This is a genomic window from Methylobacterium sp. E-025, from assembly GCF_022829705.1.
In the GTDB taxonomy this organism is placed as follows: Bacteria; Pseudomonadota; Alphaproteobacteria; order Rhizobiales; family Beijerinckiaceae; genus Methylobacterium.
The window spans coordinates 60,845-86,471 of the sequence record NZ_JAKSYR010000179.1 but is presented as its reverse complement, the minus strand read 5'-3'; the positions used below and the strand labels follow the sequence as shown (position 1 = coordinate 86,471).

The following is a 25,627-nucleotide window of genomic DNA, read 5'->3' as shown; positions in this document are numbered from 1 at the left end:
CATCCCGCACCGGGCGCCGAAACGGCACGTCGTCGGCGTCCCGCTGGCACGGGGATTGCCACCCTCGATTGAACCTGCGGCCGGGATCATTCGATCCGCCGCAGGTCGCGATGCACAAGAGGGAGTGCGGCCGATGCCTGCCGTCAGCACCGACAAGCACAAGAAGGGCGATTACTTCGTCGATTACGAGGAGAAGGTCTTCGAGGACGTGAAGGCCGAGCCGGGGCAGAAGGCCCTGGTGACCTTCCACACCGTCGCGTTCGAGGGCTCGATCGGCTTCGTGAACCTGCTCCAGGCCACGCGCCTCCAGCGCAAGGGCTTCGACACCTCGGTGCTGCTCTACGGCCCCGGCGTGACGCTGGGCATCCAGCGCGGCTTCCCGACGCTCGGCGACGAGGCGTTCCCGGGCCACCTCAACATGAACAACCAGATCGCGAAGTTCATCGCCGAGGGCGGCAAGGTCTATGCCTGCCGCTTCGCGCTCCAGGCGCTCTACGGCCACGGCGAGCCCTCGCTGATCGAGGGCATCCGCCCGATCGCGCCGACCGACGTCCTCGACATCGTGCTGCTGCACAAGCGCGACAACGCCGTGATCATCGACACCTGGACCGTCTGAGCGGCCGGCCGCCGGCACCCATCACGAGCGAGGAGGCGGACAATGGCGGAGCCGCGCATCGTCCGGGCCGCCGCGGTCCAGATCGCGCCGGACCTGGACCGGCCCGAGAACACCCTGGAGCGCGTGCTGAACGCGGTCGCGGACGCGGCGGGGAAGGGGGCGCGCTTCGTCGTCTTCCCCGAGACCTTCGTGCCGTACTACCCGTACTTCTCCTTCGTCAGCCCGCCGGCGATGCAGGGGGCGGAGCACCTGCGGCTCTACGCGCACGCGGTCGTGGTGCCCGGCCCCGTCACCGAGGCGGTCTCGGCCGCCGCCCGCCGCCACGGCATGGTGATCGTGCTCGGCGTCAACGAGCGCGACCACGGCACGCTCTACAACGCGCAGTTGATCTTCGACGCCGACGGCAGCCTGGCGCTCAAGCGCCGCAAGATCACGCCGACCTACCACGAGCGCATGATCTGGGGGCAGGGCGACGGGGCGGGTCTCGCCGTGGTCGACACCGCCGTCGGCCGCGTCGGCGCGCTCGCCTGCTGGGAGCACTACAACCCGCTCGCCCGCTACTGCCTGATGGCCCAGCACGAGGAGATCCACGCGGCCCAGTTCCCGGGCTCGCTGGTCGGCCAGGTCTTCGCCGACCAGATGGAGGTGACCATCCGCCACCACGCGCTCGAAGCCGCCTGCTTCGTGGTCAACGCCACCGGATGGCTCTCCGAGGACCAGATCGCCAAGGCCTGCCCGGAGGAGGGCTTGCGGGGCGCGATGCGCGGCGGCTGCTTCACGGCGATCGTCTCGCCGGAAGGGCGGCTGCTCGCCGAGCCCCTGCGCGCGGGCGAGGGGCTCGTGATCGCCGACATGGACCTCGCGCTCGTGACCAAGCGCAAGCGGATGATGGACTCGGTCGGCCATTACGCCCGGCCCGAGCTGCTCAGCCTCAACCACGACGCGCGCCCGGCGCTTCCCGTGACGACGACGCCTCCCGCGACGAACCGCCTTCCCGCGACGACCCGGAGTTCAGACCATGGACAGCCCGCTCCTGACCGGTTCGACCGCCCCGTCGCCGGCCTCCCCGGCTCCGGGCCCGGCGGCGCCCGGCCTTCCGACCGAGCGGCTGATCAACGCGCTGCAATCCTACGGAGTCCGGCTGGCTGACAGCCGCCCCGGCGTCCAGAGCCGGCGCGGCGGGGCCGGCCCCTCCGACCACAAGGCGATGACGATCTCGGGCCGCACGGTGATGGTGCCGGTCCACACCGCCACCGCCTTCGAATCGCCCTTCCTCGTGCAGCGCCCGGGGCCGGACGGGTTCAGCCTGATCGAGCACGACGGCGCGGTGGTCGGGCGGGTGACCTTCCCGGACAAGCCGCGCTTCTACGCGCTCCAGACCTTCGACGGGGTGCCGTATTCCAAGATCGCGGTGCTGCACGGGCGCGACGTCCTCGCGACCACCGTGCTGCAGACCTGCATCCGCTACCAGAGCCGCACGAGGACCTGCCAGTTCTGCGCGATCGGCCAGTCGCTGGCGGCCGGCCGCACGGTCGCGCACAAGAGCCCGCAGCAGCTCGCCGAGGTGGCCCGCGCCGCGGTGCTGCTCGACGGCGTCAAGCACATGGTGATGACCACCGGCACGCCGAACGCCACCGACCGCGGCGCCGCGGTCCTGTGCGAGAGCGCCTTCGCGGTGAAGGCCGCGGTGGACCTGCCGATCCAGGCGCAGTGCGAGCCGCCCGACGACGACCGCTGGTTCTCCCGCATGCGGGCCTCGGGCATCGACGCGCTGGGCATGCACCTCGAGGCGGTGACGCCGGAGGTCCGCAGCCGGATCATGCCCGGCAAGGCGAGCGTCCCGCTGGAGCGCTATCTCGAGGCCTTCGCGGCCGCGGTGCCGGTGTTCGGGCGGGGCCAGGTCTCGACCTACATCCTCGCGGGCCTCGGCGACGCGCCCGAGGCGATCCTCGGGATGGCCGAGCGGCTCGTGGCGCTGGGGGTCTACCCGTTCGTGGTGCCGTTCGTGCCGATCTCGGGCACGCCGCTGGAAAGCCACCCGGCCCCGTCCCCCGACTTCATGCACGCGATCCTGAAGCCGCTGGCCGGGATGCTGGCGCGGGCCGACCTCCGCTCGGCCGACATCAAGGCCGGCTGCGGCCGCTGCGGCGCCTGCTCGGCGCTCTCCGCCTACGAGCGGAGGCCTTGAGATGTTCGAGCCGGTCGCCCCGTATCGCGCGAGCCTGTTCCGGGTGAAGTTCGCCACCGCCCCCTGGGAGCGGCGCGCCTGCGCGCGCCTGCGCCGCGCGGTGTTCTGCGCCGAGCAGGGCCTCTTCGCGGGGAGCGACGCGGATGCGCTCGACGCGCATGCGATCCCGATCTGCGCCCTGTCGACGCTCGGCGGCGACCCGGACGCGGTCGTCGGCACCGTCCGCATCCATGCGGCGCCGGAGACGCCCGGCGAGTGGTGGGGCTCGCGGCTCGCCGTCGAGCGCGGGCATCGCCGGGTCGGGGCGCTCGGCGCCGGGCTGATCCGGGTCGCGGTGTCCTCGGCCCATGCGCGCGGCTGCATGCGCTTCCTCGCCCACGTCCAGGCCGGCAACGCCGCCCTGTTCGCCGGCCTGCACTGGGACGACCTCGGCGCGGTCGACCTGCACGGCCGGCCGCACCGGCTGATGCGGGCCGACCTCGCCCACTACCCGCCGATGCACGATCCCGAGCACGGGCTCGTCACCCTGCCGCGCGGCCGGCCGGCGACGGCCGCGTGACGGCGCCCCCCAGCCTCGACGCCATCGCCCGCGCCGTCCGCGAAAGCCGCGGGCTGGCGCACAAGCGCGACATCGACGCGGTCGTCGGGAGGCTCGGGATCGGCCGGCTCGGCGCGCGCGGCCTCGCGGTCCCGGCCGGGGACGACTGCGCCGCGATCCCCGACGGCGACGGGCACCTCCTGCTGGCGATCGAGGGCTTCCTCGACGGATTCGTCGCCGCCGACCCGTACTTCGCCGGATTCTGCGGCGTGATGGTCAACGTCAGCGACATCGCGGCGATGGGCGGGACGCCGGTCGCGGTGGTCGACGCCCTGTGGAGCCGCGACCAGGACCACGCCGACCCGGTGCTCGCGGGCCTGCGGGCCGGCGCCGAGGCCTACGGCGTGCCGGTGGTCGGCGGCCACACCAACACCCGCAACGGCGCCGAGCACCTCGCGGTGGCGATCCTCGGCCGGGCCGGCCGGCGCCTGCTCACCAGCTTCGACGCCGCCCCGGGGGACGTGCTGATCGCCGGCATCGACCTGCGCGGGCGCTTCCGCGAGCCCCATCCGTACTGGGACGCCGCGACCGGCGCGCCGCCGGAGCGCCTGCGCGGCGACGTCGCGATCCTGGCGGGGCTCGCGGCCGACGGCCTGGCGCGGGCCGCCAAGGACATCAGCATGGCCGGGCTCGTCGGCACCGCGCTGATGCTGATGGAATGCTCCGGCGTCGGCGGCCGGATCGACCTCGACCGGCTCCCGATCCCCGACGGCGTCGCGCTGGAGCGCTGGCTCACCGCCTTTCCGAGCTTCGGCTACCTCGTCGCGGCCGCCCCCGCCGAGGCGCCCGCGGTCGTCGGGCGCTTCACCGAACGCGGGATCGCGGCCGCCGCGATCGGCAGCCTCGACGCGAGCCGGGTCGCGCGGGTGGCGCGCGGGACGGAGGAGGCGGTGGTGTGGGATTTCGGCAGCTCGCCGCTGATCGGCTGCGGCGCGACCCGCGGCGAGGGAGCGTGAACCCATGCCGCGGCAGCTGCGCATCGCGATCCTGACGCATTCGACCAACCCGCGCGGCGGCGTGGTGCATGCCCTGGCGCTGGCGGAAGCGCTGTGCGGGCTCGGGCACGAGGCCAGCGTGCACGCCCCCGACCCCACCGGCGGCGGCTTCTTCCGCCCCGCGCGCTGCCCCACCGTCTCGGTCGCGGCCAAGCCCGCGGCCGGGACGACGGTCGAGCTCGTCCGGGCGCGGATCGCCGACTACCTCCGCCATTTCGCGACGCCGGCGGCCTGCGACTTCGACCTGTTCCACGCCCATTGCGGCATCGGCGGCAACGCGCTCGCGACCCTGGCCCGCCGCCGCCTGATCCCGGGCTTCGTCCGCACCGTCCACCACGTCGACGCGTTCAGCGATCCGCAGCTCGCGCAGTGGCAGGACCGGGCGATCCTGGACGCGCAGGCGCTGCTCTGCGTCAGCGCCGGCTGGAAGGGCGTGCTCGCGAGCGATTACGGGGCCGAGGCGACGATCGTCGGCAACGGGATCGACACCGACGCCTACGCACCCGAGCCGGCCGACGACGACGCGGCGGTCGCGGCGCGCTTCGGCCTCGGGACCGGTCCGGTGCTGCTCGCCGTCGGCGGCTTCGAGGCGCGCAAGAACACGCTGGGCATCGTCGCGGCGTTCGCCGCGTTCCGGGCCTCGCACCCGGAGGCGCAGCTCGTGGTGGCGGGCGGCGCCTCGCTCCTCGACCACGCGGATTACCGGGCCCGCTGCCGGGACGCGCTGGCGCGGGCGGGTCTCGCCGTCGGGCCCGGGCAGGCGGTGGTCGAGACCGGGCCGGTGGCGCAGGCCGTCATGCCGGCCCTCTACCGCCGCGCCGACGCCCTGGTGTTCCCGTCGCTGAGCGAGGGGTTCGGCCTCTGCGTGCTCGAGGCGATGGCGAGCGGCACCCCGGCGATCGTCTCCGACTGCGCGCCGTTCACCGAGTATCTCGGGCCCCGCGACGCCCTGTTCGTCGATCCCGACGACGCCGCCTCGATCGCCCGCGCGATGAAGGCCGCCCTCGACCCGGAGGTCCGGGCGCGCCTGATCCCGGCCGGGCTCGCGATCGCCAAGACCCATCCCTGGCGGCTCTGCGCCGAGCGGCACCTGCCGGCCTACGCCGCCTGCGCGCGCCGGCGCTTGGAGACGTCCCATGCCTGAGATGCGCTTCCACATCCGCTGGCCCGACGGCGCCCGCGAGGCCTGCTACTCGCCCTCCCTGGTGATCAAGGACCACCTCGCGGTCGGCCAGGACTATCCGCTGGCTGAGTTCGTCGCGCTGAGCCGCACCGCGCTCGGGATCGCGAGCGAACGGGTGCGCGAGCGCTACGGCTTCCCCTGCGGCCGGGCGCTCGCGCAGCTCGCCCGGATCGAGGAGGGCGCGCGCCGGCAGGCGCCGGGCACCGTCCACGTCGAGGCCTTCGAGGAATGACCGTTCGCGAGGGATGACCGTTCGCTCCGCCCGCACGCGGGCGGGCCTTCGCCAGAGACCAGGAGACGCGCCATGAGCCGCCAGCCCGAGCCGGACACCCATTCGCCCGCGCACTGGCCCGTGATCGTCGTCGGCGGCGGCCAGGCCGGGCTCGCGATGAGCCGGCAGCTCGCCAACCGCGACATCCGCCACGTGGTCTTCGAGAAGAACCGCATCGCGCACACTTGGCGGACCCAGCGCTGGGACAGCTTCTGCCTCGTCACCCCGAACTGGCAGTGCCGGTTGCCGGACTTCCCCTACGACGGGCCGCCCCATGACGGCCGGGACCCGCACGGCTTCATGCGGCGGGAGGAAATCGTCGGCTACATCGAGGCCTATGCCCGCCACATCGCGGCGCCCCTGCGCGAGGGCGTCGGCGTCGCGGCGATCCGCCCGCGGCCCGAGGGGGGATTCGCCGTCGCCACGGGGGAGGGGGTCCACACCGCCGACGCGGTGGTGCTGGCGATCAGCGGCTACCACCTGCCGGCGATCCCGGCGATGGCCGCGGGCCTGCCGGCGGAGGTGCGGCAGGTCCACTCCTCGGCCTACCGCAACCCGGCGCAGATGCCGGACGGGGCGGTGCTCGTCGTCGGCTCCGGCCAGTCCGGCTGCCAGATCGCGGAGGACCTGCACCTGGCCGGCCGGACGGTGCATCTCGTCACCGGTTCGGCGCCGCGCTGCCCGCGGGTCTACCGCGGGCGCGACGCCGTCGACTGGCTCGCCGAGATGGGCCAGTACGACCTCACGGTCGAGAAGCATCCGCTGAAGGACGAGGTCCGGCGCAAGGCCAACCACTACCTCACCGGCCGCGACGGCGGGCGCGACATCGACCTGCGCCGCTTCGCCCTGGAAGGCATGCGCCTGCACGGGCGGCTGACGGGCATCGACGGCCCCCGCCTCGCCTTCGCCGACGATCTTGCGAAGAACCTCGACGGGGCGGACGCGGTCCATGTCGGCATCCAGGCCGCCATCGACCGGCACATCGCGGCAGCCGGCATCGCGGCCCCGGAGGAGGCGCACTACGCCCCCGTCTGGCAGCCCGGCCCGTTCGAGCCCGTGCTCGACCTCGCGACGGCCGGAATCCGCAGCGTGATCTGGGCGACGGGGTTCCGTGCCGATTTCGGCTTCGTCGAGGCCGACATCCTCGACGGCCGCGGCCTGCCGGTGCACCGCCGCGGCGTCACCGCCCAGGACGGGCTCTACGTCGTCGGCATGCCCTGGCTCTGGACCTGGGGCTCGGGGCGCTTCTCCGGCATCGCGCAGGACACCGCCTACCTCGCCGACGCGATCGCCGGAGCCGCCGCCGCGCAGCCGCTTCCGATCGCCAGCTGAGACGGCGGCCTCCGCGAAGGCCTACCCGACGATCACCCGCCGGTCGCCGGCCCGGCGGGTGAAGCCGGTGGCGTCGAGGTGCTCGAGCAGCGGGATCGAGAATTTTCGCGAGATGCCCAAGGCCGCCCCCGCCTCGCGGGCGAGGAAGCCGGATTCGGGCTGGGTCGCCCCGGGGAAGGCGGTGCGGAGCTTGGCCCGGGCCTCCTCCACCGCCGCCTTGTGGAACAGCACGGCGCGGCGCTGCACCCGGTCGACGGCGCGGATCACCGTGCCGGCGCCGACGAGGTAGGTCAGCGCCTCGCGGCGGCGCACGTCGCGCCCGATCGCCTCCGCCTCGTCGGGCGGGTTGAGCCCGGCCTGGCGGAACACGGCTTCCAGGCGCCGGGCGACCTCGCTCTCGTTGCGGGCCGGGTTGAACGCCGCGCGGCGGAAGAGGGCGCCGCCTTGCGCGACGTCGCCGGTGGCGACGAGGTCGCGCAGGGCCGCGGCGGCGACCGGCTCGGCGAGGCCGAGCGCCTTGACGATGCGCTCGGCCGGCAGCCCGTGCTCCATCGGCTGGTCGCGATGGTGGCCGGCGAGCACCGCCAGGATCGCGTCGCGAAGGCTCGCGAAGGCCGGGCCGCCGAGGATGCGCTCGCCGACCTCGCGGGCGCCGAGCGCCGGCAGCAGCGCCCGCACCCGGTCCGGCGCCGTGCCGCTGACGCGGGCGAGGTCGCGCAGGCCGGCGCCGGCCGCGCCGGCCTGCGCGAGGCGGATCGCCAGCGCCTCGGCCGGCCCGCCGCCGGCGAGCCCGGCGAGGTCGGCGAGCACGCGCGGGTCGTGACGCTTGCGGCGGCGGCTGTCGGGATCTAGCACCCGGCCGCCGGCCACCGTGATCGCCGGCGAGTCGCGGCGCAGGATGAACGGCTCGCGCGCCGGCACGGTGACCGCCGCGTCGAGATGGAGCTGCGCCGGCGCCGTCGCGCCGGGCTCCAGCGCGTCGCGATCGAGGAGGCGCAGGCGGGCCGCGACCTCGCTGGTGCCGAACAGCAGGCGCAGGGCCGTGCCGCCGGGGAGCGGATCGCCGCCCGGGCTCGCGGTGAGCGACACGTCGAGCCAGCGCGACGGCACCAGGAGGTCCGGCTGCGCGAGCGCCTGCCCCCGGCTCAGGTCGGACAGGCCGACGCCGCGCAGGGCCACCGCCGTCCGGCGGCCGGGCTCGGCCGTCGCGACGGCGCGGCCGTGGATCTGCAGCCCGCGCACCGTCGCCGTCGGCCCGCCCGGCACGATCGCGACCGCGTCGCCGACGGAAAGGCGCCCGCGCCGGAGCGTGCCGGTGACCACCGTGCCGAAGCCGGCCCGCGAGAACACCCGGTCGACCGGCAGGTAGGGGAAGCCGTCGTCGGCCCGCGGCGGGCTCGCGTCGAGGAGGGCCGCCAGCGCCTCGGACAGGGCGGGAAGGCCGGCGCCGGTCAGCGTCGAGGTCGCGACGACGGCAGGCGCCTCGAGGCCCGCCCGCGCGGCCACCGCCGCGACCTCGGCCGCCCGCTCGGCGAGGGCGTCGGGCGCGACGAGGTCGGATTTCGTGAGCGCGACGACGCCGCGGCGGACGCCGATCAGCCGGGCGATCTCCAGGTGCTCGATCGTCTGGGGCTTGATGCCCTCGTTGGCGTCGACCGCCAGCAGCACCGCCCCCATGCCGGTGGCGCCCGAGATCATCGCGCGGACGAAGCGCTCGTGGCCGGGCAGGTCGACGAGGTCGATCTCCCCGTCGCGTCCCTCGGGCGCGAGGAGGGCGAAGCCCGGCACGATCGAGACGCCGCGGGCCTTCTCTTCCTTCAGCCGGTCGGTCTCGATGCCGGTGAGCGCCCGCACCAGCGCGGTCTTGCCGTGATCGACATGTCCGATCACGCCGACGAGGAGTGTCTTCATCGCTTATCGTCACCGTCCCGACCGGGCGTGCCTCCGAACCGTCGCCGCCGCGCGCCCGCCCCGGATGGCGGTCGTTCGGGGGCATGGCCGGGAGACGCACCGAACACGCGCACCGTTCCCGTGAACGAGGACGACGCGCAGCCCAATCCGCGACGCGACCGCCGGCTCGGCATCGAGCCGAGGCCCCGCCCGGATGCGGCGGGACCCGCGAGACGGTCGGGTCGATTGTGCACAACACGCTCTTGCGCCAAGCTTTTGCACGAAGCGTCGGTCGCGCAAAGGGCAAACTTTGCGGATGCGGCCGAGGGCGCCACCGCCGCCCTGCGCGTGCTACACGGCAGGCGATCCGGACGGATCGGAGGTGGCTCCGATGCGTTCTCGCGGTGACAGGGGCTGCGGCCCGGAACGGACGGACGAACGCTTCATGGACACGCCGCGGGAGATCGAGCTGAAGCTGGAATGCACGGGCCCAGACCTCGCCGCACTCGGTGCCCATCCGCTGCTGCAGGGGCAGGCCGACGGGGCCGCATCCGAGCCGAAGCTCCTCGCGGCGACCTATTTCGACACCGCCGACGGCGCGCTCCGCGAGGCCGACCTGACCTTGCGGGTGCGCCGGACGGGCGAGGCCTTCGTGCAGACCGTCAAGGCGGGCTCCGGCGCGGCCGGGCTGTTCGACCGGGCGGAATGGGAGAGCCCGGTCGCCGGCGAGGCGCCGGAGCCGGCGGCCTTCGCCGACACGCCGGTGGCCGATCTCCTCGCGAAGGCCGAGGCGCCGGACCTGGCGGCCCAGTTCCGCACCGTGGTGATGCGCTCGGTCCGGCCCGTGACCTACGGCGCCTCGCGGATCGCGGCGACCCTCGACGAGGGCCGGGTCGAGACCGACCGGGGCGATGCCCCGCTGTGCGAGCTCGAGCTGGAGCTCGAATCCGGCGATCCGGCCGACCTGTTCGCGCTGGCCCAGGCGCTCGCCGAGACGGTGCCGCTGCGGATCGGCGTGCTGTCGAAGAGCGCCCGCGGGTTCGCGCTGCGCGACGGCAAGGCCGCGCGGCCGAGCAAGTCCGACATGGCGCCGTTGCCGAAGGACGCGACCGGCGGCGAGGCCTTCCGCCACATCGCGCTCGGGTGCCTGCGGCACCTGCGCCTCAACGAGGACGTCTGGGGCCACGCCCGCGACCCGGAGGCGCTGCACCAGATGCGGGTGGCGCTGCGGCGGCTGCGCACCGCGCTGTGGCTGTTCAGGCCGATGCTGGCGGGCGACGCCCGGGCGGCCACGCTCGGCGACGAGATCAAGCGCGTCACCGAGCCGTTCGGCCGGGCGCGCAACCTCGACGTCTTCCTCGAGACCACCCTGCCCGACGAGATCGCCCGGCGCCCGGACGAGCCGGGGCTCGCCGGCCTGCGCGAGCGCCTGGAGACCGAGCGCGACCGGGCGCACGACGCCGTCGGCGCGATCCTGACCTCGCCCGAATGGCGCAGCCTGCTCCTCGACCTCCTGGCCTGGATCGAGGCCGGCCCGTGGCGGGAGGGCGTGGGCAAGCTCCGCGACGCGCCCGCACGCGACCTCGCCACGGAGGTGCTGGAGCGCCTGCGCCGGCGGATCGCCAAGCGCGGCCGCCACATCGAGCGGCTCGATCCCGAGGCGCGTCATCGCGTCCGCATCGCCGGCAAGAAGCTGCGCTACGGCGCCGAGTTCTTCGCCGGCCTCTATGGCGGCCGGAAGGCGCGGCGGCGCCACAAGGCGTTCGCCGCCGCCCTCTCCGACCTGCAGGACCACCTCGGCGGCCTCAACGACCTCGCCACCGCGCATGCGGTGATGGCCGGACTCGCCGATGCGTCCGGGCCCGCCTCGGACGCGCTCGACGGCCAGGCGCTGTTCGCGGCGGGCCTCGCCACCGCCGATTCGGAGGCGCAGGCGGACGAGCTGCTCGCGGGCGCGGCCGAGGCCCACGGCACGCTGGCCGACCTCAAGCCGTTCTGGCGCTGAACCGGGCGCCCGTCGGCGCGTAGACCCCTCGCGGACGGCGCGGGGGGAGGCGGCATGGCTCACGTCTACAGGTTCGGCATGGAGGAGGAGTTCTTCCTCGCCGACGCCGAGACCCGCAACACCCCCCGCAAGACGTCTCGCGGCCGGGTGAGGGCCTTCCATGCCGCCGTCCAGGCGCGGATGGAATCGGCCGAGCGGGAGATGCTGGAGAGCCAAGTCGAGACCTGCACCCCGCCCTCCGACAGCATCGCGGAGACGCGCGCGCGCCTGATCGCGATGCGGGCCGACCTCGCGACGATCGGGCGGGAGCACGGGTTGCGCGTCTTCGCCGCCGGCACCCACCCGGCCGCGACGTGGCGGCGCCAATCGACGACGCCGGCCGAGCGCTACCGCGGGATCATCGACGACCTGCAGATCGTCGGGCGGCGCTCGGTGGTCTGCGGGCTCCACGTCCACGTCGAGGTGCCGCGTCCCGACGCGCGCCTCGACCTGCAGAACCGGCTGATGCCGTTCCTGCCGATCCTGCTCGCGCTCTCGGTCTCCTCGCCGTTCTGGGAGGGGCAGCGGACCGGGCTCGCCGGCTACCGGCTCAGGGCCTATGCCGAGCTGCCGCGCACCGGCCTGCCGGAGCTGTTCGCGGACGCCGCCGACTACGACCGCTACGTCCGGGTGATGACCGCCTCGGGCGCGATCGCGGATGCGAGCTTCCTGTGGTGGCACCTGCGCGCGTCGGTGAAGTACCCGACGCTGGAACTGCGCATCGCCGACAGCTGCTCCGAGGTCGAGGACGGGCTCTGCATCGCCGCCCTGTTCCGCTGCCTCGTGCGCCTGCTCGACCGCGATCCCAGCGTGAATGCCGGCCTCACCGGGGCGGCGCGCGGCTTCGCGATGGAGAACCTGTGGCGGGCCGAGCGCGACGGGGTGCGGGCCGAGCTGATCGACGCCACGCGGGAGCGGGCGGTGCCGATGGCCGAGATCGTCGAGGGGCTGCTCGCGCGCCTCGCGGAGGATGCCGACGCCCTCGATTGTCGGGCCGCCTGCGAGCGCGCCCGCACCATCGTCCGGCACGGCACGGGGGCCGACCGGCAGCTCGCCGCGTACGCGGCGGCGCGCGCGGCCGGATCGTCGGACCGCGCGAGCCTCGGAGCGGTGGTCGACGCCCTGGCCGACGAGACCGCGTCGCCGAAGCCCCGATGAGGCCGGACCATGCGGGCCGGGCGCGCCCGTTGGGGGTAGGCACGCCCGGCCCGACGGTCGGCCGGCATCCGGACCGAGAGGCCGGACGACGGGCCATCATCGCGCCCGCGTATTTCCCAACCATGTCCGTTCGCCGCGGGGGCATCGGCGCAACACGGACCGCCCGGGTTCTGTTATCTCCCCCGACGCATCGGCGCCCCTCAACGACCCGGTTCCCATGAGCATCCTGAAAGACATCTTCGGCCGCCTGACCCAGGCGGTGACCGCCTATGCCGGCGACAAGGCGCTGATGCTGGCGGCGGTCTCGGCCGCCGCCAACGTCATCGTCGCCGACGGGGAGGTGGCCGGCACCGAGTTCGAGACGGCGCTGGCCGGCCTCAGGGCCAACCCGATCCTCGAGAAGGGCTACGACACCCTGATGCTGGAGGCCGAGCTCTACGACGGGATCGCCCGCGCCCGGACGCGGGCGGGCCGGGCCGAGAACCTGCGCCACGCCGCCGCGCTCGCCGACCGGCCGCAGGCGCAGCGCGAAAACGTCTTCCTGATCGCGGCCGACGTCGCCGACCAGGACGGGATCAGCGGCATCGAGGCGGTGGCGCTGGCCGAGATCGCCGCCGCGCTCGGCGTCGACGGGAACGCGCTGCTCGGCGCCTCGCCGGTGCGCCGCCCGGCGCCGTGAGCCGCGCCTGCGGGGCCTGACGCGCCTGCGGGGGGCTGGGCGGGCCTGCGGAACCTGGCCGGGCACGATCCTTGCCGGCCGCCGGGCCGTCACGTCGGCATCGTGACACGAGACACACACGCCACGACGGAGGCCAGGATGGCCGGCACGGCAAAGACCCACAACCTGCGCATCGACGGCTCGCGCCTGTGGGAGACGATCCAGGAGACGGCGCGGTTCGGTGCGACGCCGGCCGGCGGCCTGAACCGCCTCACCCTGTCGCCCGAGGACGGCGCGGTCCGCGACTGGTTCCGGGACGCCTGCACGGCGGCGGGGCTCGATGTGCGGGTCGACGCCCTCGGCACCCAGTACGCCCTGCGGCCCGGGCGCGACGCGGCGCGCCCGCCGGTGGCCTTCGGCTCGCATCTCGACACCCAGCCGACCGGCGGCAAGTTCGACGGCATCCTCGGGGTGCTGGCCGGGCTGGAGGCGATGCGCGCCCTGAACGACGCCGGCATCGAGACCGAGGCGCCGCTTCTGCTGGTCAACTGGACCAACGAGGAGGGCTCGCGCTTCGCCCCCGCGATGATGGCGTCGGCGGCTTACGCCGGCGATTTCACCACCGACGAGATCCTGGAGAAGACCGACGCGGCCGGCATCAGCGTCGGCGCGGCGCTCGACGCGATCGGCTACCGCGGGACCGACACCGTGGGCGACCGGAAGATCGGCGCCTTCGTCGAGCTGCACATCGAGCAGGGCCCGATCCTGGAAGCCGAGGGCCGGACCATCGGCGTGGTCGAGGGCGGGCAGGGCATCGCCTGGTTCGACGGCACGATCACCGGCTTCGAGGCGCATGCCGGCACCACGCCGATGCCGCGCCGCCGCGATGCGCTGCTTGGGCTCGCGGAGGTCGCGCTCGCGGTCGAGCGGATCGCGCTGGCGCACGCGCCCACCGCCGTCGCCACCATCGGCGAGGCCGTGATCGGCGCGCCCTCCCGCAACGTGGTGCCGGGGCTGGTGCGCTTCACCCTCGACGTGCGCGACCCGAAGCCGGAGGTCCTCGACGCGATCGAGGCGGAGCTGCGCGCGAGCCTTCCCGCGATCGCGGACCGGCGCAAGCTCGCCATCGACCTCGCGCGGATCTGGCGCAAGGAGCCGGTGCCGTTCGACGCGGGCGTGATCGCGGCGGTCGATGCCGCCGCCGAGGGGCTTGGCCTGAGCCGCCGCCGCATGGTCTCGGGCGCCGGGCACGACGCCTGCAACCTCGCGGCCCGCGTCCCGACCGCGATGATCTTCGTGCCGTGCAAGGACGGCGTCAGCCACAACGAGTCGGAATCGGCGACCCCGTCCGACTGCGCCGCCGGCGCCGACGTGCTGCTGCAGACGGTGCTGACGCTCGCCAACGCGCCGAAGGCCTGATCCGTGGACGCCTTCGCCCCCCGCATCCAGCAGCGGCTCGACGCGCTGGCCCAGATCAGCGCCGAGCCCGGCGCGATCACCCGCCTCTACCTCACCCCCGAGCAGGCGTGGGCCGAGGCCCTGGTCGCCGGCTGGATGGGCGAGGCCGGGTTGCAGGTGCGCCGCGACGCCGTCGGCAACCTGATCGGCCGCGTCGAGGGCCGCGAGCCCGGCGGGCCGGCCCTGGTGATCGGCTCGCACCTCGACACCGTGCGCAACGCCGGCCGCTACGACGGGCCGCTCGGCGTCGTCGCCGCCATCAGCTGCGTCGAGGCCGTGCTGCGCGAAGGACCGCCGCCGGTCGCGATCGAGGTGGTGGGCTTCGCCGACGAGGAGGGCGTGCGCTTCGCCGCGACGCTGACCGGCAGCCGGGCGTTCGCCGGCCATCTCGACCCGGCGGCGCTGCGCACCCTCGATGCCGCCGGCACGACGCTGGCCGCCGCGATGCGCGAATACGGCCTCGACCCGAAGGCCGTCCCGACCGCCGCCCGCACGCCGGATCAGATCCTCGGCTACGTCGAGCTCCACATCGAGCAGGGGCCGATGCTGGAGCGCGAGGGCCTGCCGGTCGGCCTCGTCACCGCGATCAGCGGGGCGAGCCGCCTGGAGATCACGCTGTCGGGGGAGGCGGGGCACGCCGGCACCGTCGCGATGACCGAGCGCCGCGACGCGCTCGCGGGCGCCGCCGAATGCATCCTGGCGATCGAGGCGCGCTGCCGCGGCGAGGAGCACCTCGTCGGCACGGTCGGGCGCATCCAGGCGCTGCCGGGGGCGGTCAACACCATCCCGGGCCAGGCCAAGTTCAGCCTGGACCTGCGGGCGCCCGACGACGCGCAACGGCACGCCGCGCTCGCCGACATCGACCTCGCCTGCAAGCGCATCGCGCTCCGGCGCCGGCTCGGCTTCGGCATCGCCCTCCTGCACGAGGCGGAAGCCGTCCCCTGCGACCCCGGGATGACGGCCCTGGTCGAGGCGGCGATCGTCGCCGAGGGCCATCCCGTCCTGGCGCTGCCGAGCGGGGCCGGCCACGACGGCATGGCGGTGGCGGCGATCGCGCCGATCGCCATGGTGTTCGTGCGCTGCCGCGGCGGCATCAGCCACAACCCGGCCGAGTTCGCCAGCCTGCCCGACATCGAGGCCGGGACCCGGGTGCTGCTCGGGACGGTGCGCGGGTTCCTCGCGTCACGGGAGCGGTCGGCCGATCAGACCAGCCCGAGGTCGGCCGGCGCCGCATCCGCGAAGACCCGCCGGAGGCTCGCCGGATCGAGCCCGTAGAGGCGTCGCAGCAGCCCGGCGAGCAGGCTGCGGTAGTCGGTGAGCACGGGATGGTCGCGGTTCTGGAACAGGTGCGCCTCGTCGGCCCGCACCTGCGGCCCGGCGATGCGGCCGCCGCGCACGGCACCGCCCAGCACCCAGTAGACGCTGCCGTGCCCGTGATCGGTGCCGCGGTTGCCGTTCTCGCGGAAGGTGCGGCCGAACTCGGAGAGCACGACCACCACCGTGTCGTTCCAGGCGGGGCCGACCTCCTCGACGAAGCCGGCCAGCCCGCGGCCGAGCTCGCCGATCCGGTCGGCGAGGTAGCCGGTGGCGGCGCCCTGGTTCACGTGCGTGTCCCAGCCGCCGACGTCGACGAAGCCGAGGTTGAACGACTCGCGCATCAGCCGGCCGATGCGCCGGGCCGAGCGCGCGAAGCCCTTCGGCGAGACGGCGCCGCGGTCGGCCTCGGCCTGATGCTCCGAGACCGACTGGTAGACCGCGTCGCGCACGCGGAACCCCTCGGCCACCGAAGCGGCCAGCGGGGTGTCGCGGTACATCGCCGTGATCAGCCCAGCCTGGCGCGCGTCGATCCCGGGCTTGGCGACCTCGTTGATCGCGATGTTGGGCACCGTCTCGGTGCCGCGGAAGATCAGCGGGATCTGCTCGGTGAAGGCGATCGGGCGCGTCCGCGTCAGCTCCGCGGCGAGCCGGGCCATGAAGCCCGAATTGTAGTCGCGGGAGGCGCCGACCGTCTGCCCGAGCTCGATCGTGTCCTGGGTCTCGAAATGGCTGCGCGTGAGGTCGTCGGTGCCGGCGAACGGCACGAAGGCGGCCTGCCCCCGGGCGTAGAGCGGCAGGATCGTGTCGCGCAAGCTCGGGTGGAGGCTCCAGTCGGCGTCGAGCGCCAGCGCCGCCGCCGGGTCGGCCGCATCCGGCCGGGCGACCGCGAGGGTCGGCCGGGCGCGGTAGTAGAAGTCGCTGCCCGTCGGGATCACGACGTTGGCCGCGTCGTAGGCGCCGCGCAGGAACACCACGAGCAGGCGCGCATCCGCCTTCGGCGCGGCCCAGACCCGGCCGGCGACGGTGGACAGGCCGAGCGCGAGGGAGGCTCGGATCAGCGCGCGGCGGTGCGGGTCGCGCGGGTCCATGGGCGGCCTTCAGCGCATGAATTCGGGGGCGGACAGGAACAGGGTGTTCCAGTCCTGCGGGGAGACGGCGCGGGCCAGGGCGTCCCGGGTCGGGGCGCTCAGGGTCGCCGAGAGCGTCGAGAAGTAGAGCCCGTTCTGCAGCAGCGGGAAGGCCGGCTCGTCGGCCATGTCGGGGGCGGGCTTGAACAGGCCGGCGGAGCCCGACCCGATCTGCCGGGCGATCTCGAAGCGCGTCGTCATCTGTCCGGGCCCGTTCCAGGCGGCGGCGCCGAGCGGGTAGCCGTCCGGCGTCGAGCGGTTGAACAGGCCCTCGCCGAGGCGGTTGAGCCAGCCCTGGATCGGCGCGGCGTTGCGGATCGTCCGCCCGTCGTAGGCGAGGCGCACGGCCGAGAGCACGTAGCGGGCCGGGTCCTTGAACCCGCCCCCGAGGGAGGCCGCGAAGTCGGGCGCGTGGAACAGCGCGTCGAGCACGGCCGCGACGTCGCCGTCGCTCCGGGTGAAGACCTGCGCCAGCCGCGCCACCAGGGCGTCCGAGGGCGGGGCGCCCAGGAAATAGCGCGCGAGCGCGGCCGACACGGTTCGCGCGGTGGCGGGCTCGCGGGCGATCAGGTCGAGCGCCTCGACGATCTCGGGCCAGCCGCGGCCGCGGATCGCGTGGCCGAGGAAGACCTTGTCGCCGTAATCGTGGCGGTTCGGGTTGAATTCGAACAGGCCGGCGCGGACGAGGTCGGCCTGGCGCTCCGGCTTCAGCTTCGGGTCCTCGGGGCGGGCGTCGATGCCGACGCCGGTGAGGATGCGGGCCAGCGCCTCGACGTCGCCCTGCGTGTAGCCGGAGCCGACCCCAAGGGTGTGCAGCTCCATCAGCTCGCGGGCGTAGTTCTCGTTGAGGTGGCCGGCGGCGTTGTCGGCATTGTCGAGATAGCGCAGCATCGCCGGGTGCCGCAGCGTCGCCTCCAGCAGGTCGCGGAAGCGGCCGAGCGCGTGCGGGCGGATCGCCGCGTCGACGTAGTCGCCGACCATCGCGCGCAGGTTCGCCTTGCCCTGGTGGACGTTGAAGCGGTTGAGCCAGAACCAGGTCAGCCGCTCGCGCACCTGGTTTGGGCTGTCGAGCGCCCGCAGGAGCGTCGCCGCGGCGGCGTCCCGGGCGGCGGCCGAGAGCGCCCCCTGGTAGGCCTGCTGCGCGGCCTTCTTCGCATCCGGGTCGGGCTCGGCGCTGGCCGCCCGCGCCTGCGCGTCGAGGGCTGAGATCCGCTCGAGCAGCGTGCCCTTCGGCGTCAGCGCGTCGACCTGCGCCTGGGCGGCCTCCGGCAGGGCTGGGCCTGCCGGCGGATGGAGCTGCTCCCGGAGCCAGCGCTCGCGGCCCTTGGCGCGGAGCTCCGCGTGGCTGGCCGGCGAGACGCCCCAGGTCACGGCGTCGAGGAAGGCGGCGTCGGCCTCGGGCGTGGTCGCGGCCCGGGCCGCGGCGCCCGCGAAGGCGAGGCCCGTCGCGAGCGTCAGGCAGGACAAGCGGAGCGCGGGCCGCATCATCGGATCCCCCCTCGTGCCCGCACGATCCAGCCACCGGATTGTGGCGCCGGTGCGGTAAGGGGCGCCGCGCCTATTCCAGCGGGCCGATCGCGGCCTCCACCGCCGCGACCACCGCCCCCGAGCGCACCAGCGCGAGCGCGGCCTCCATCTCGGCCTGGTACCAGCGGTCGCCCGACAGCGCCGGGGCGATGACCTTGCGCACCGCGTCGAGGGCGGCCTGCGTGCCGGAGCCGAGGGGATGGTCCCGGGCCACGTCGGCGACCAGCGAGAGCGCCTGGCACGCCATCAGGATCTCGCCGGCGACGATGGTCTCGACGTTGGCGACGACGGTGCGGGCCTTGCGCGCGCACCAGGTCGAGTTCGAGACGTGGTCCTCGGCGTTCGACTTGCCGGGGATCGAGTCGACCGAGCCGGGCATCGACAGGGTCCGGTTCTCCATCACCAGGGCCGACATCGTGCACTGCACGGTGGCGAAGCCGGTGTTGAGGCCCTTCTTGCCGGCGAGCAGGTTGCGCGGCAGGCCGTAGCTCATGGTCGGGTCGATGAGGCGCGCGAGCCGCCGCTCCGAGATCGAGCCGAGGTCGGTGGCGGTGATGGCGAGCAGGTCCATCGCCTGCGCGACGTAGGCGCCGTGGAAGTGCCCGGCCGAGATGCAGGTGTAGTGGTCGGCCCCGTCGGCGAAGATCAGCGGGTTGTCGGTGGCCGCGTTGATCTCGGTGCCCATGATGCCGTCGACGTAGGCCAGCGCCTCGCGCACCGGCCCGTGCACCTGCGGCGCGCAGCGCAGCGAGTACACGTCCTGCACCCGCGGCGGCGGGGCCTGGCCGGGGGCGCGGGCCTCGTCGGGGAACACCGTGACGCGGGCGCCCTCCGTGCAGCGCTCGGAATCGCCGATCATCCGCAGGACGTTGCGGGCCGAGGCCGCTTGGCCCTTGTGCGGGCGGGCGGCGTGGACGCGGGGATCGAAGGCGGCCTTCTCCGCACGCAGGGCCTCGAGCGTCAGGGCGAGGGCGATCTCGGCGGCCTTGAGGACCCGCTTCATGTCCTCCTGCGCCAGCACGCCGACGGCGAGCGACACGGTGGAGCCGTTGATCAGCGCCGAGGCGTCCTTGGCCTCCAGCGGAAACGCCTCGGGCAGGCCCGCCGCCTTCAGCGCCGCGCGGGCCGGCAGGCGGCGTCCCTCGTAGAACGCCTCGGCCTCCTCGAACCCGCAGATCGCGCCGGCCAGGTGCGCCAGCGGCGCGAGGTCGCCCGACGCCCCGACCGAGCCCTTCGACGGGATCACCGGCACGATCCCGGCGTTCAGGCAGGCGAGCAGGCGGTCGACGACCGCGACGCGCGGCCCGGAGAAGTTCGACGCGAAGGCGTTGGCGCGCAGCAGCATGGTGGCGCGCACCGCCTCCGCGTCGAACGGCTCGCCCATCCCGGTGGCGTGGGCGTAGACGGTCAGCCGCTGGTAGGCCTGCATCTCGTCCATGCGCACGCGCTGGTCCTTGAACAGGCCGACGCCGGTGTTGAACGAGTACATCAGCGGCGCGTCGTCGGTCATGAAATGCGCGTCGATGTAGTCCCGCGCGCCGACGAGGCTCCTGCGCGCGCCCTCGTCGAGCACCGCCTCGGCGCGGAGGCCCGCCGCGTCCGGCCGGGCGACGGCGAGCACGTCCGCGGCGGTGAGGGTGCGGCCGTCGATGGTGGTCGTCGTCATGGGCTGTCTCTCGAAAGGGGCTTTCCCGGAGCGGAGCACGAATCAGGCCGTCACGGCGCCGGGTGGCGGGCGATCCAGTGCCGGGCGATGTCGACGCGGCGGGCGAGCCAGACCCGGTCGTGCGCGGCGACGTGGTCGAGGAAGCGGGCCAGCGCCGCCATCCGTCCCGGGCGGCCGACGAGGCGGCAATGCAGGCCGACCGACATCATCTTGGGCGCCGTCGCGCCCTCGGCGTAGAGCACGTCGAAGCTGTCGCGCAGGTAGGCGAAGAACTGGTCGCCGGAATTGAAGCCCTGGGGGCTCGCGAAGCGCATGTCGTTGGCGTCGAGGGTGTAGGGCACCACGAGGCCGGTGCGCCCCGCGCCCGTCAGCCAGTAGGGCAGGTCGTCGGCGTAGGAATCCGACAGGTAGGTGAAGCCGCGCTCCAGGCCGAGCTCCAGCGTGTGGATCGAGGAGCGGCCGGTGTACCAGCCCTCGGGCGCCGAGCCCGTCACCGCCGCATGGATGCGGATCGCCTCGTCCATCGCGGCGGCCTCCTCCGCCCGGGAGGCGTCGCGCATGTCGATCCACTTGAGGCCGTGGCTGGCGATCTCCCACGCGGCCTCGCGCATCGCCGCGACGGCCTCCGGGTTGCGCATCAGCGCGTGCGCCACGCCGAACACGGTGACGGGAATCCCGCGGGCGGTGAACAGCCGCCACAGCCGCCAGAACCCGGCGCGCGCGCCGTACTCGTAGAGCGATTCCATGTTCATGTGGCGCTGCCCCGGCCAGGGCTGCGCGCCGACGATCTCGGACAGGAACGCCTCGGACGCGGGGTCGCCGTGCAGGATGCAGTTCTCGGCGCCCTCCTCGTAGTTCAGCACGATCTGCACCGCGATGCGGGCGCCGTCCGGCCAGTCGGCGGCCGGCGGGTTGCGGCCGTAGCCGACGAGGTCGCGGGGATAGGGGCGGGGATCGGTCAACGGGTCTGCTCGGGCGGTCTGAAGGCTCGGGGACGCAACGACGCAGCCGCCTCCGCCGTCAACCCCGCCGCGGCCCTCGGCCCCGCAAACCCGCCCTCGGCCATACGCAAGCCGGCCCGAATCCCGCTTGACCGCCGAGGCGAGCCGCGGAAGCTCGGCCCCGTGCCGCGAAGCCGGGCACGAAGCCAGGACGGACGATGCGCACGATCCCGATCGAACCGATGGACGAGGTTGCCTTGCGGCCCTTCGCCGACCTGCTCGCCGCGCCCGCGGCGGGGCCGCGGCAGGACCATGCGAGCCCGATCGAGAACCGGCGCGCGGGCGTCTCCGCCAACCTCGCCCTGATCCGCAGCGAGCCGTTCGCCGGCCTGATGCCGCTGACCCGCCTGGAGCGGCATCCGCATTCAAGCCAGGCCTTCCTGCCGCTCGCGGTGGATTCCTACCTCGTCGTGGTGGCGCCCGACCGCGACGGGCGGCCCGACGAGGCCGCGATCCGCGCCTTCCGGGTGCCGGGGCAGGCCGGCATCAACTACCGCGCCGGCGCCTGGCACGCGCACCTGATGACGGTCTCGGCGCCCGGCACCTTCGCGATGCTCGTGCACGAGGACGGCACGCCGGAGGATTGCGTCTTCGCCGCGATCGCGCCGGTGACGCTCGGCGCCGGTTGACCGGCCCTGCGTCCACGATGGGCGTGGCAGCCGCCGATTGCCTATCTCGCAGGCAGACGCGATTGACCGGATTATGCCTATTCGACGAGCAATTCAGGCGTCCGGCCCAGCGGGGCGGCTTGGCGCGGCCCTTGCCCGCTCGAGGTCCGATCGTTCGATGAGGATGCCCGATGACGACCCGCGATGCACCGCCGCCGGATCTCGACGCCTTCGCCGCCGCCGCGGCCCCGCTGCTCGGGCTGCGCCTCGATCCCGCCTGGGTCGCGCCGGTGATCGCCAACCTCCGGGTCCTGGCCGCCGCGGCGGACCTCGTCGGCGGCTTCCCGCTGCCCGACGAGGCCGAGGCGGCCCCGGTCTTCGAGGCCTGAGGCGATGGTGGAGCAGAGCACCGACTGGAGCCGCGCCGACGCCGCTTCGATCGCCGCCGGCGTCGCGGAGGGGCGCGTCCGGGCCCGCAGCGTGATCGAGGCGACGCTGGCGCGGATCGGCCGGGTCGACCCGGCGGTCAACGCCTTCACCGACGTGACGGCCGCGCGCGCCCTGGCCGCCGCCGACGCCGTGGATGCGCGGCGGGCCGCCGGCGCGGCGTCGGGGCCGCTCGCCGGCGTGCCCTTCGCGGTGAAGAACCTGATCGACTGCGCCGGCCTGCCGACGCGGGCGGGATCGACGATCAACCGCGAGCGGGCGCCGGCCGCGCGCGACGGCGCCCTGGTGCGCCGGCTGGAGGCGGCCGGCGCGGTCCTCGTCGGCGCGCTCAACATGGGCGAGTACGCCTACGACTTCACCGGCGAGAACGTGCACGACGGCGACAGCCGCAACCCGCACGGGGCCGGCCACATGACCGGCGGCTCGTCGGGCGGCTCGGGCGCGGCGATCGCCGCCGGCCTGGTGCCGCTGACGCTCGGCTCCGACACCAACGGCTCGATCCGGGTGCCCTCGGCCTTCTGCGGCTGCTTCGGGCTCAAGCCCACCTACGGCCGCCTGACCCGGGCCGGCAGCTTCCCCTTCGTGAACAGCCTCGACCATCTCGGGCCGATGGCGCGCAGCGTGACCGACCTGGCCCTCGCCTACGACGCGATGCAGGGTCCCGACCCGGACGACGCTGCGGCGACCGCGCGGGCCGCGGAGCCCGTCCTGCCGGGGCTGGATTCCGGCCTCGGCGACCTCCGCATCGCCGTGGCCGGCGGCTACTTCGCCCGCGGCGGCGACCCGGAGGCGTTCGCCGCGGTCCAGGTGGCGGCGCGGGCGCTCGCCGCGACGCGGGTCGTCGAGATCCCGGAAGCCGCCCGCGCCCGGGCGGCGGCCTACCTGATCACCGCGGCCGAGGGCGCCGCGCTCCACCTCGACCGTCTCCGGACCCGGCCGGAGGACTTCGATCCGGCGGTGCGCGACCGCCTCATCGCCGGCGCGATGCTGCCGGCGCCCTTCGTCGAGCGGGCGCAGCGCTTCCGGCGCTGGTACCGCGGCGCGGTGGCCGACCTGTTCGCGGACGTCGACGTGATCCTGGCGCCGTCCACCCCCTGCCGGGCACCGCCGCGCGGCCAGACGCACTTCACCCTCGACGGCGTCTCCCTGCCGGTGCGGGCCAATATCGGCGTGTTCACCCAGCCGATCTCGTTCATCGGCCTTCCGGTGGCGGCGGTGCCGGTCTGGCTCGACGGCGGGCTGCCCCTCGGCGTGCAGGTCATCGCCGCGCCCTGGCGCGAGGACGTGGCGCTGCGCGTGGCGCGGGTGCTGGAACGGCTCGGCATCGTCCGCGCCCCGATCGCGGAGCTGACGTGATGGTGGTCGACGATTTCGCGGTGAAGGCCGAGGTCGAGGCGGCGTTCCGCGCCTACGAGACCGCGCTGACGGAGAACGACGTGCCGGTGCTCGAGGCCTTGTTCCGCGACGATCCCCGCACCATCCGCTACGGCGGGGGCGAGAACCTCTACGGCATGGACGCGATCCGCGCCTTCCGCCGGGCGCGCTCGCCCGTCGGCCTGGAGCGGACCCTGTCCGAGACGGTGATCACCACCTACGGGCGGGATTTCGCCACCGCGATGACCCTGTTCTTCCGCGAGAGCGCGCCGAGTCGGATCGGGCGCCAGAGCCAGACCTGGGTGCGGTTTCCCGAAGGCTGGCGGGTGGTCGCCGCGCATGTGAGCCTGATCGACGGGTAGGCCCCCCGCCGATCCGCGCCTCCGGTGCGATTGAATAAAGAATGACACCCCAGCGCCGGTCTGGCCGCGCGCTTGCATGGAGCCGGGCGTCCTCTCGGGCGCCCCGTCGCGGGGGCCCGCCTCACGGAGCAGACCCGCCCGACATGCCGTTTCGCTCGATGAAGACCTTCACCGCCCGTGCGGCGTTCGCCGGCGCCCTCGCGCTGTCGGCCCAGGCGCCCTCCGCCGCGATGGCGCAGGGCACGCTCCGGATCGGCATGACCGCCTCCGACATCCCGCTGACCACCGGCCAGGCCGACAACGGCGGCGAGGGCATGCGCTTCATGGGCTACACGGTCTACGACGGACTCATCAACTGGGACCTGTCCTCGGCGACCAAGCCCTCCGACCTCGTGCCGGGGCTGGCCGAGAGCTGGGCGGTGGACGCCGCCGACAAGACCAAGTGGACGTTCAAGCTGCGCCCCGGCGTGACGTTCCACGACGGTTCCGACTTCACCGCCGACGCCGTGGTGTGGAACCTCGACAAGCTGCTGAAGAACGACAGCCCGCAATACGATCCGCGCCAGTCGGCTCAAGGCCGCACCCGCATCCCGGCGGTGGCGAGCTATCGCGTGGTCGATCCGCTGACCGTGGAGATCGTCACCAAGGCGCCGGACGCGACGCTGCCCTACCAGATCGCCTGGGTGATGATGTCCTCGCCCGCCCAGTGGGAGAAGCTCGGGCGGAGCTGGGACGCCTTCGCCAAGACCCCGTCCGGCACCGGCCCGTGGAAGCTGACCCTGTTCGCGCCGCGCGAGCGCGCCGAGATGGTCCCCTTCAAGGCGTACTGGGACAAGGCCCGCGTGCCCAAGCTCGACAAGCTCGTGCTGGTGCCGCTGCCCGAGGCCAACGCCCGCGTCGCGGCGCTCCGCTCCGGCCAGGTCGACTGGATCGAGGCGCCCGCGCCCGACGCCGTCGCCTCGCTGAAGGGCGCCGGCTTCACCATCGTCACCAACACCTATCCCCACAACTGGACCTGGCACCTGTCGCGGGTCGAGGGCTCGCCCTGGAACGACGTGCGCGTGCGCAAGGCCGCCAACCTCGCCATCGACCGCGAAGGCCTGAAGGAGCTGCTCGGCGGCCTTGCGGTGCCGGCCACCGGCTTCTTCCCGCCCGGCCACCAGTGGTTCGGCCACCCGACCTTCAAGGTGACCTACGATCCGGCCGCGGCCAAGAAGCTGCTCGCGGAAGCCGGCTACGGGCCGAACAAGCCCCTGAAGACCAAGATCGCGATCTCGGCCTCCGGCTCCGGCCAGATGCAGCCGCTGCCGATGAACGAGTTCGTGCAGCAGAACCTCGCCGAGGTCGGCATCCAGGTCGACTACGAGGTGGTCGAGTGGAACACGCTGATCAACATCTGGCGCGCCGGCGCCAAGGCCGACATCTCGCGCGGCGTGACGGGCATCAACTACTCGTACTTCATCCAGGACCCGTTCACCGGCTTCATCCGGCATCTCCAGAGCAACTTCGCGCCGCCGAACGGCACCAACTGGGGCTACTATTCCGACCCGGCGATGGACAAGCTGTTCGACCAGGTCCGCAACACCTTCGACAAGGCCGAGCAGACGGCGGTGCTGGAGAAGGTCCATGAGAAGTTCGTCGACGACGCGCTGTTCATCATGATCACGCACGACGTGAACCCGCGGGCGATGAGCCCGAAGGTGAAGGGCTTCGTCCAGGCGCAGAACTGGTTCCAGGACTTCTCGAACATCACCATCGCGACCGCGGGGCGCTGACGCGATCCCTCCCCCCGTCGCGGGGGAGGGGC

At 74.1% G+C, this 25,627-nt stretch carries 22 protein-coding genes and 1 pseudogene; 18 read left to right on the top strand and 5 right to left on the bottom strand.

Annotated elements, in window-relative coordinates:
- Positions 1-133 precede the first annotated feature (133 nt).
- The 8 genes from MKK64_RS25990 to MKK64_RS25955 all read left to right on the top strand — a co-directional run bounded on the left by MKK64_RS25990 (position 134) and on the right by MKK64_RS25955 (position 7,183).
- Positions 134-616, top strand: a complete 483-nt coding sequence (locus tag MKK64_RS25990) for an MSMEG_0572/Sll0783 family nitrogen starvation response protein (protein WP_147729031.1) — start codon at positions 134-136, stop codon at positions 614-616.
- A 42-nt stretch (positions 617-658) separates the two neighbouring features.
- The gene (locus tag MKK64_RS25985) at positions 659-1,765 is read left to right on the top strand and encodes a Nit6803 family nitrilase (protein WP_243938515.1); all 1,107 of its coding nucleotides are present in this window, start codon (positions 659-661) and stop codon (positions 1,763-1,765) included.
- Positions 1,650-2,804 carry an MSMEG_0568 family radical SAM protein gene (locus MKK64_RS25980; protein WP_243938531.1) on the top strand — a complete coding sequence of 385 codons (1,155 nt, stop codon included), beginning with the start codon at positions 1,650-1,652 and terminating at the stop codon, positions 2,802-2,804. The genes MKK64_RS25985 and MKK64_RS25980 overlap by 116 nt, the downstream gene beginning before the upstream one ends.
- A 1-nt stretch (position 2,805) precedes the next feature.
- Positions 2,806-3,363, top strand: coding sequence for an MSMEG_0567/Sll0786 family nitrogen starvation N-acetyltransferase (locus MKK64_RS25975; RefSeq protein WP_243938513.1), 558 nt, complete (start codon positions 2,806-2,808; stop codon positions 3,361-3,363).
- Entirely contained in the window at positions 3,360-4,358 is a 999-nt protein-coding gene (locus MKK64_RS25970; RefSeq protein ID WP_243938511.1) for a sll0787 family AIR synthase-like protein, read from the top strand. Before MKK64_RS25975 ends, MKK64_RS25970 begins: the two co-directional genes overlap by 4 nt.
- Positions 4,359-4,362: 4 nt before the next feature.
- On the top strand, positions 4,363-5,541 hold the full coding sequence (locus MKK64_RS25965) for an MSMEG_0565 family glycosyltransferase (protein WP_243938509.1): 1,179 nt from the start codon (positions 4,363-4,365) through the stop codon (positions 5,539-5,541).
- On the top strand, positions 5,534-5,812 hold the full coding sequence (locus MKK64_RS25960) for an MSMEG_0570 family nitrogen starvation response protein (RefSeq protein ID WP_147729117.1): 279 nt from the start codon (positions 5,534-5,536) through the stop codon (positions 5,810-5,812). Before MKK64_RS25965 ends, MKK64_RS25960 begins: the two co-directional genes overlap by 8 nt.
- A 72-nt stretch (positions 5,813-5,884) precedes the next feature.
- Positions 5,885-7,183 carry an MSMEG_0569 family flavin-dependent oxidoreductase gene (locus MKK64_RS25955; RefSeq protein WP_243938507.1) on the top strand — a complete coding sequence of 433 codons (1,299 nt, stop codon included), beginning with the start codon at positions 5,885-5,887 and terminating at the stop codon, positions 7,181-7,183.
- A 21-nt stretch (positions 7,184-7,204) separates the two neighbouring features.
- On the opposite strand, the gene MKK64_RS25950 is transcribed toward MKK64_RS25955, so the two are convergent.
- On the bottom strand, positions 7,205-9,094 hold the full coding sequence (locus MKK64_RS25950; protein WP_243938506.1) for a SelB C-terminal domain-containing protein: 1,890 nt from the start codon (positions 9,092-9,094) through the stop codon (positions 7,205-7,207).
- A gap of 424 nt (positions 9,095-9,518) precedes the next feature.
- Here MKK64_RS25950 and MKK64_RS25945 point away from each other — a divergent pair, with 424 nt between their 5' ends.
- The 5 genes from MKK64_RS25945 (at position 9,519) to MKK64_RS25925 (ending at position 15,666) form a co-directional block, all read left to right on the top strand.
- The gene (locus tag MKK64_RS25945; RefSeq protein ID WP_147859828.1) at positions 9,519-11,078 is read left to right on the top strand and encodes a CYTH and CHAD domain-containing protein; all 1,560 of its coding nucleotides are present in this window, start codon (positions 9,519-9,521) and stop codon (positions 11,076-11,078) included.
- Positions 11,079-11,132: 54 nt separating this feature from the next.
- The gene (locus tag MKK64_RS25940) at positions 11,133-12,275 is read left to right on the top strand and encodes a carboxylate-amine ligase (RefSeq protein WP_243938504.1); all 1,143 of its coding nucleotides are present in this window, start codon (positions 11,133-11,135) and stop codon (positions 12,273-12,275) included.
- Positions 12,276-12,492: 217 nt separating this feature from the next.
- Positions 12,493-12,954, top strand: a complete 462-nt coding sequence (locus tag MKK64_RS25935) for a tellurite resistance TerB family protein (protein WP_147859830.1) — start codon at positions 12,493-12,495, stop codon at positions 12,952-12,954.
- A gap of 138 nt (positions 12,955-13,092) precedes the next feature.
- Positions 13,093-14,352 carry a Zn-dependent hydrolase gene (locus tag MKK64_RS25930; RefSeq protein ID WP_243938502.1) on the top strand — a complete coding sequence of 420 codons (1,260 nt, stop codon included), beginning with the start codon at positions 13,093-13,095 and terminating at the stop codon, positions 14,350-14,352.
- Between the two features lie 3 nt (positions 14,353-14,355).
- Positions 14,356-15,666, top strand: a complete 1,311-nt coding sequence (locus MKK64_RS25925) for an allantoate amidohydrolase (protein WP_243938500.1) — start codon at positions 14,356-14,358, stop codon at positions 15,664-15,666.
- Here the strand turns inward: MKK64_RS25925 and MKK64_RS25920 are convergent.
- The 4 genes and pseudogenes from MKK64_RS25920 to puuE form a co-directional block, all read right to left on the bottom strand.
- The gene (locus MKK64_RS25920; protein WP_147843549.1) at positions 15,594-16,796 is read right to left on the bottom strand and encodes a DUF1501 domain-containing protein; all 1,203 of its coding nucleotides are present in this window, start codon (positions 16,794-16,796) and stop codon (positions 15,594-15,596) included. The two genes, MKK64_RS25925 and MKK64_RS25920, sit on opposite strands and share 73 nt — an antisense overlap.
- A gap of 9 nt (positions 16,797-16,805) precedes the next feature.
- Positions 16,806-18,323 (bottom strand): DUF1800 domain-containing protein, encoded by a 1,518-nt coding sequence (locus MKK64_RS25915; protein ID WP_243938498.1) that lies wholly within the window; start codon positions 18,321-18,323, stop codon positions 16,806-16,808.
- A gap of 70 nt (positions 18,324-18,393) precedes the next feature.
- The gene (hutH, locus tag MKK64_RS25910) at positions 18,394-20,028 is read right to left on the bottom strand and encodes a histidine ammonia-lyase (RefSeq protein ID WP_243938496.1); all 1,635 of its coding nucleotides are present in this window, start codon (positions 20,026-20,028) and stop codon (positions 18,394-18,396) included.
- A 56-nt stretch (positions 20,029-20,084) separates the two neighbouring features.
- Positions 20,085-20,990: pseudogene (gene puuE, locus MKK64_RS25905) on the bottom strand (allantoinase PuuE); the annotation flags it as partial.
- Positions 20,991-21,187: 197 nt separating this feature from the next.
- Here puuE and MKK64_RS25900 point away from each other — a divergent pair.
- The 5 genes from MKK64_RS25900 to MKK64_RS25880 all read left to right on the top strand — a co-directional run bounded on the left by MKK64_RS25900 (position 21,188) and on the right by MKK64_RS25880 (position 25,595).
- Positions 21,188-21,658 carry an ureidoglycolate lyase gene (locus tag MKK64_RS25900; RefSeq protein WP_147729046.1) on the top strand — a complete coding sequence of 157 codons (471 nt, stop codon included), beginning with the start codon at positions 21,188-21,190 and terminating at the stop codon, positions 21,656-21,658.
- 170 nt (positions 21,659-21,828) lie between these two features.
- The gene (locus tag MKK64_RS25895; RefSeq protein ID WP_147729047.1) at positions 21,829-22,026 is read left to right on the top strand and encodes a DUF4089 domain-containing protein; all 198 of its coding nucleotides are present in this window, start codon (positions 21,829-21,831) and stop codon (positions 22,024-22,026) included.
- 4 nt (positions 22,027-22,030) lie between these two features.
- Positions 22,031-23,440, top strand: a complete 1,410-nt coding sequence (locus MKK64_RS25890; RefSeq protein WP_243938494.1) for an AtzE family amidohydrolase — start codon at positions 22,031-22,033, stop codon at positions 23,438-23,440.
- A complete protein-coding gene (hpxZ, locus tag MKK64_RS25885; RefSeq protein ID WP_243938492.1) occupies positions 23,440-23,820 on the top strand; it encodes an oxalurate catabolism protein HpxZ in 381 nt (126 codons plus the stop codon). The genes MKK64_RS25890 and hpxZ overlap by 1 nt, the downstream gene beginning before the upstream one ends.
- 143 nt (positions 23,821-23,963) lie before the next feature.
- Entirely contained in the window at positions 23,964-25,595 is a 1,632-nt protein-coding gene (locus MKK64_RS25880) for an ABC transporter substrate-binding protein (RefSeq protein WP_147842972.1), read from the top strand.
- The last annotated feature ends 32 nt before the right edge of the window (positions 25,596-25,627 follow it).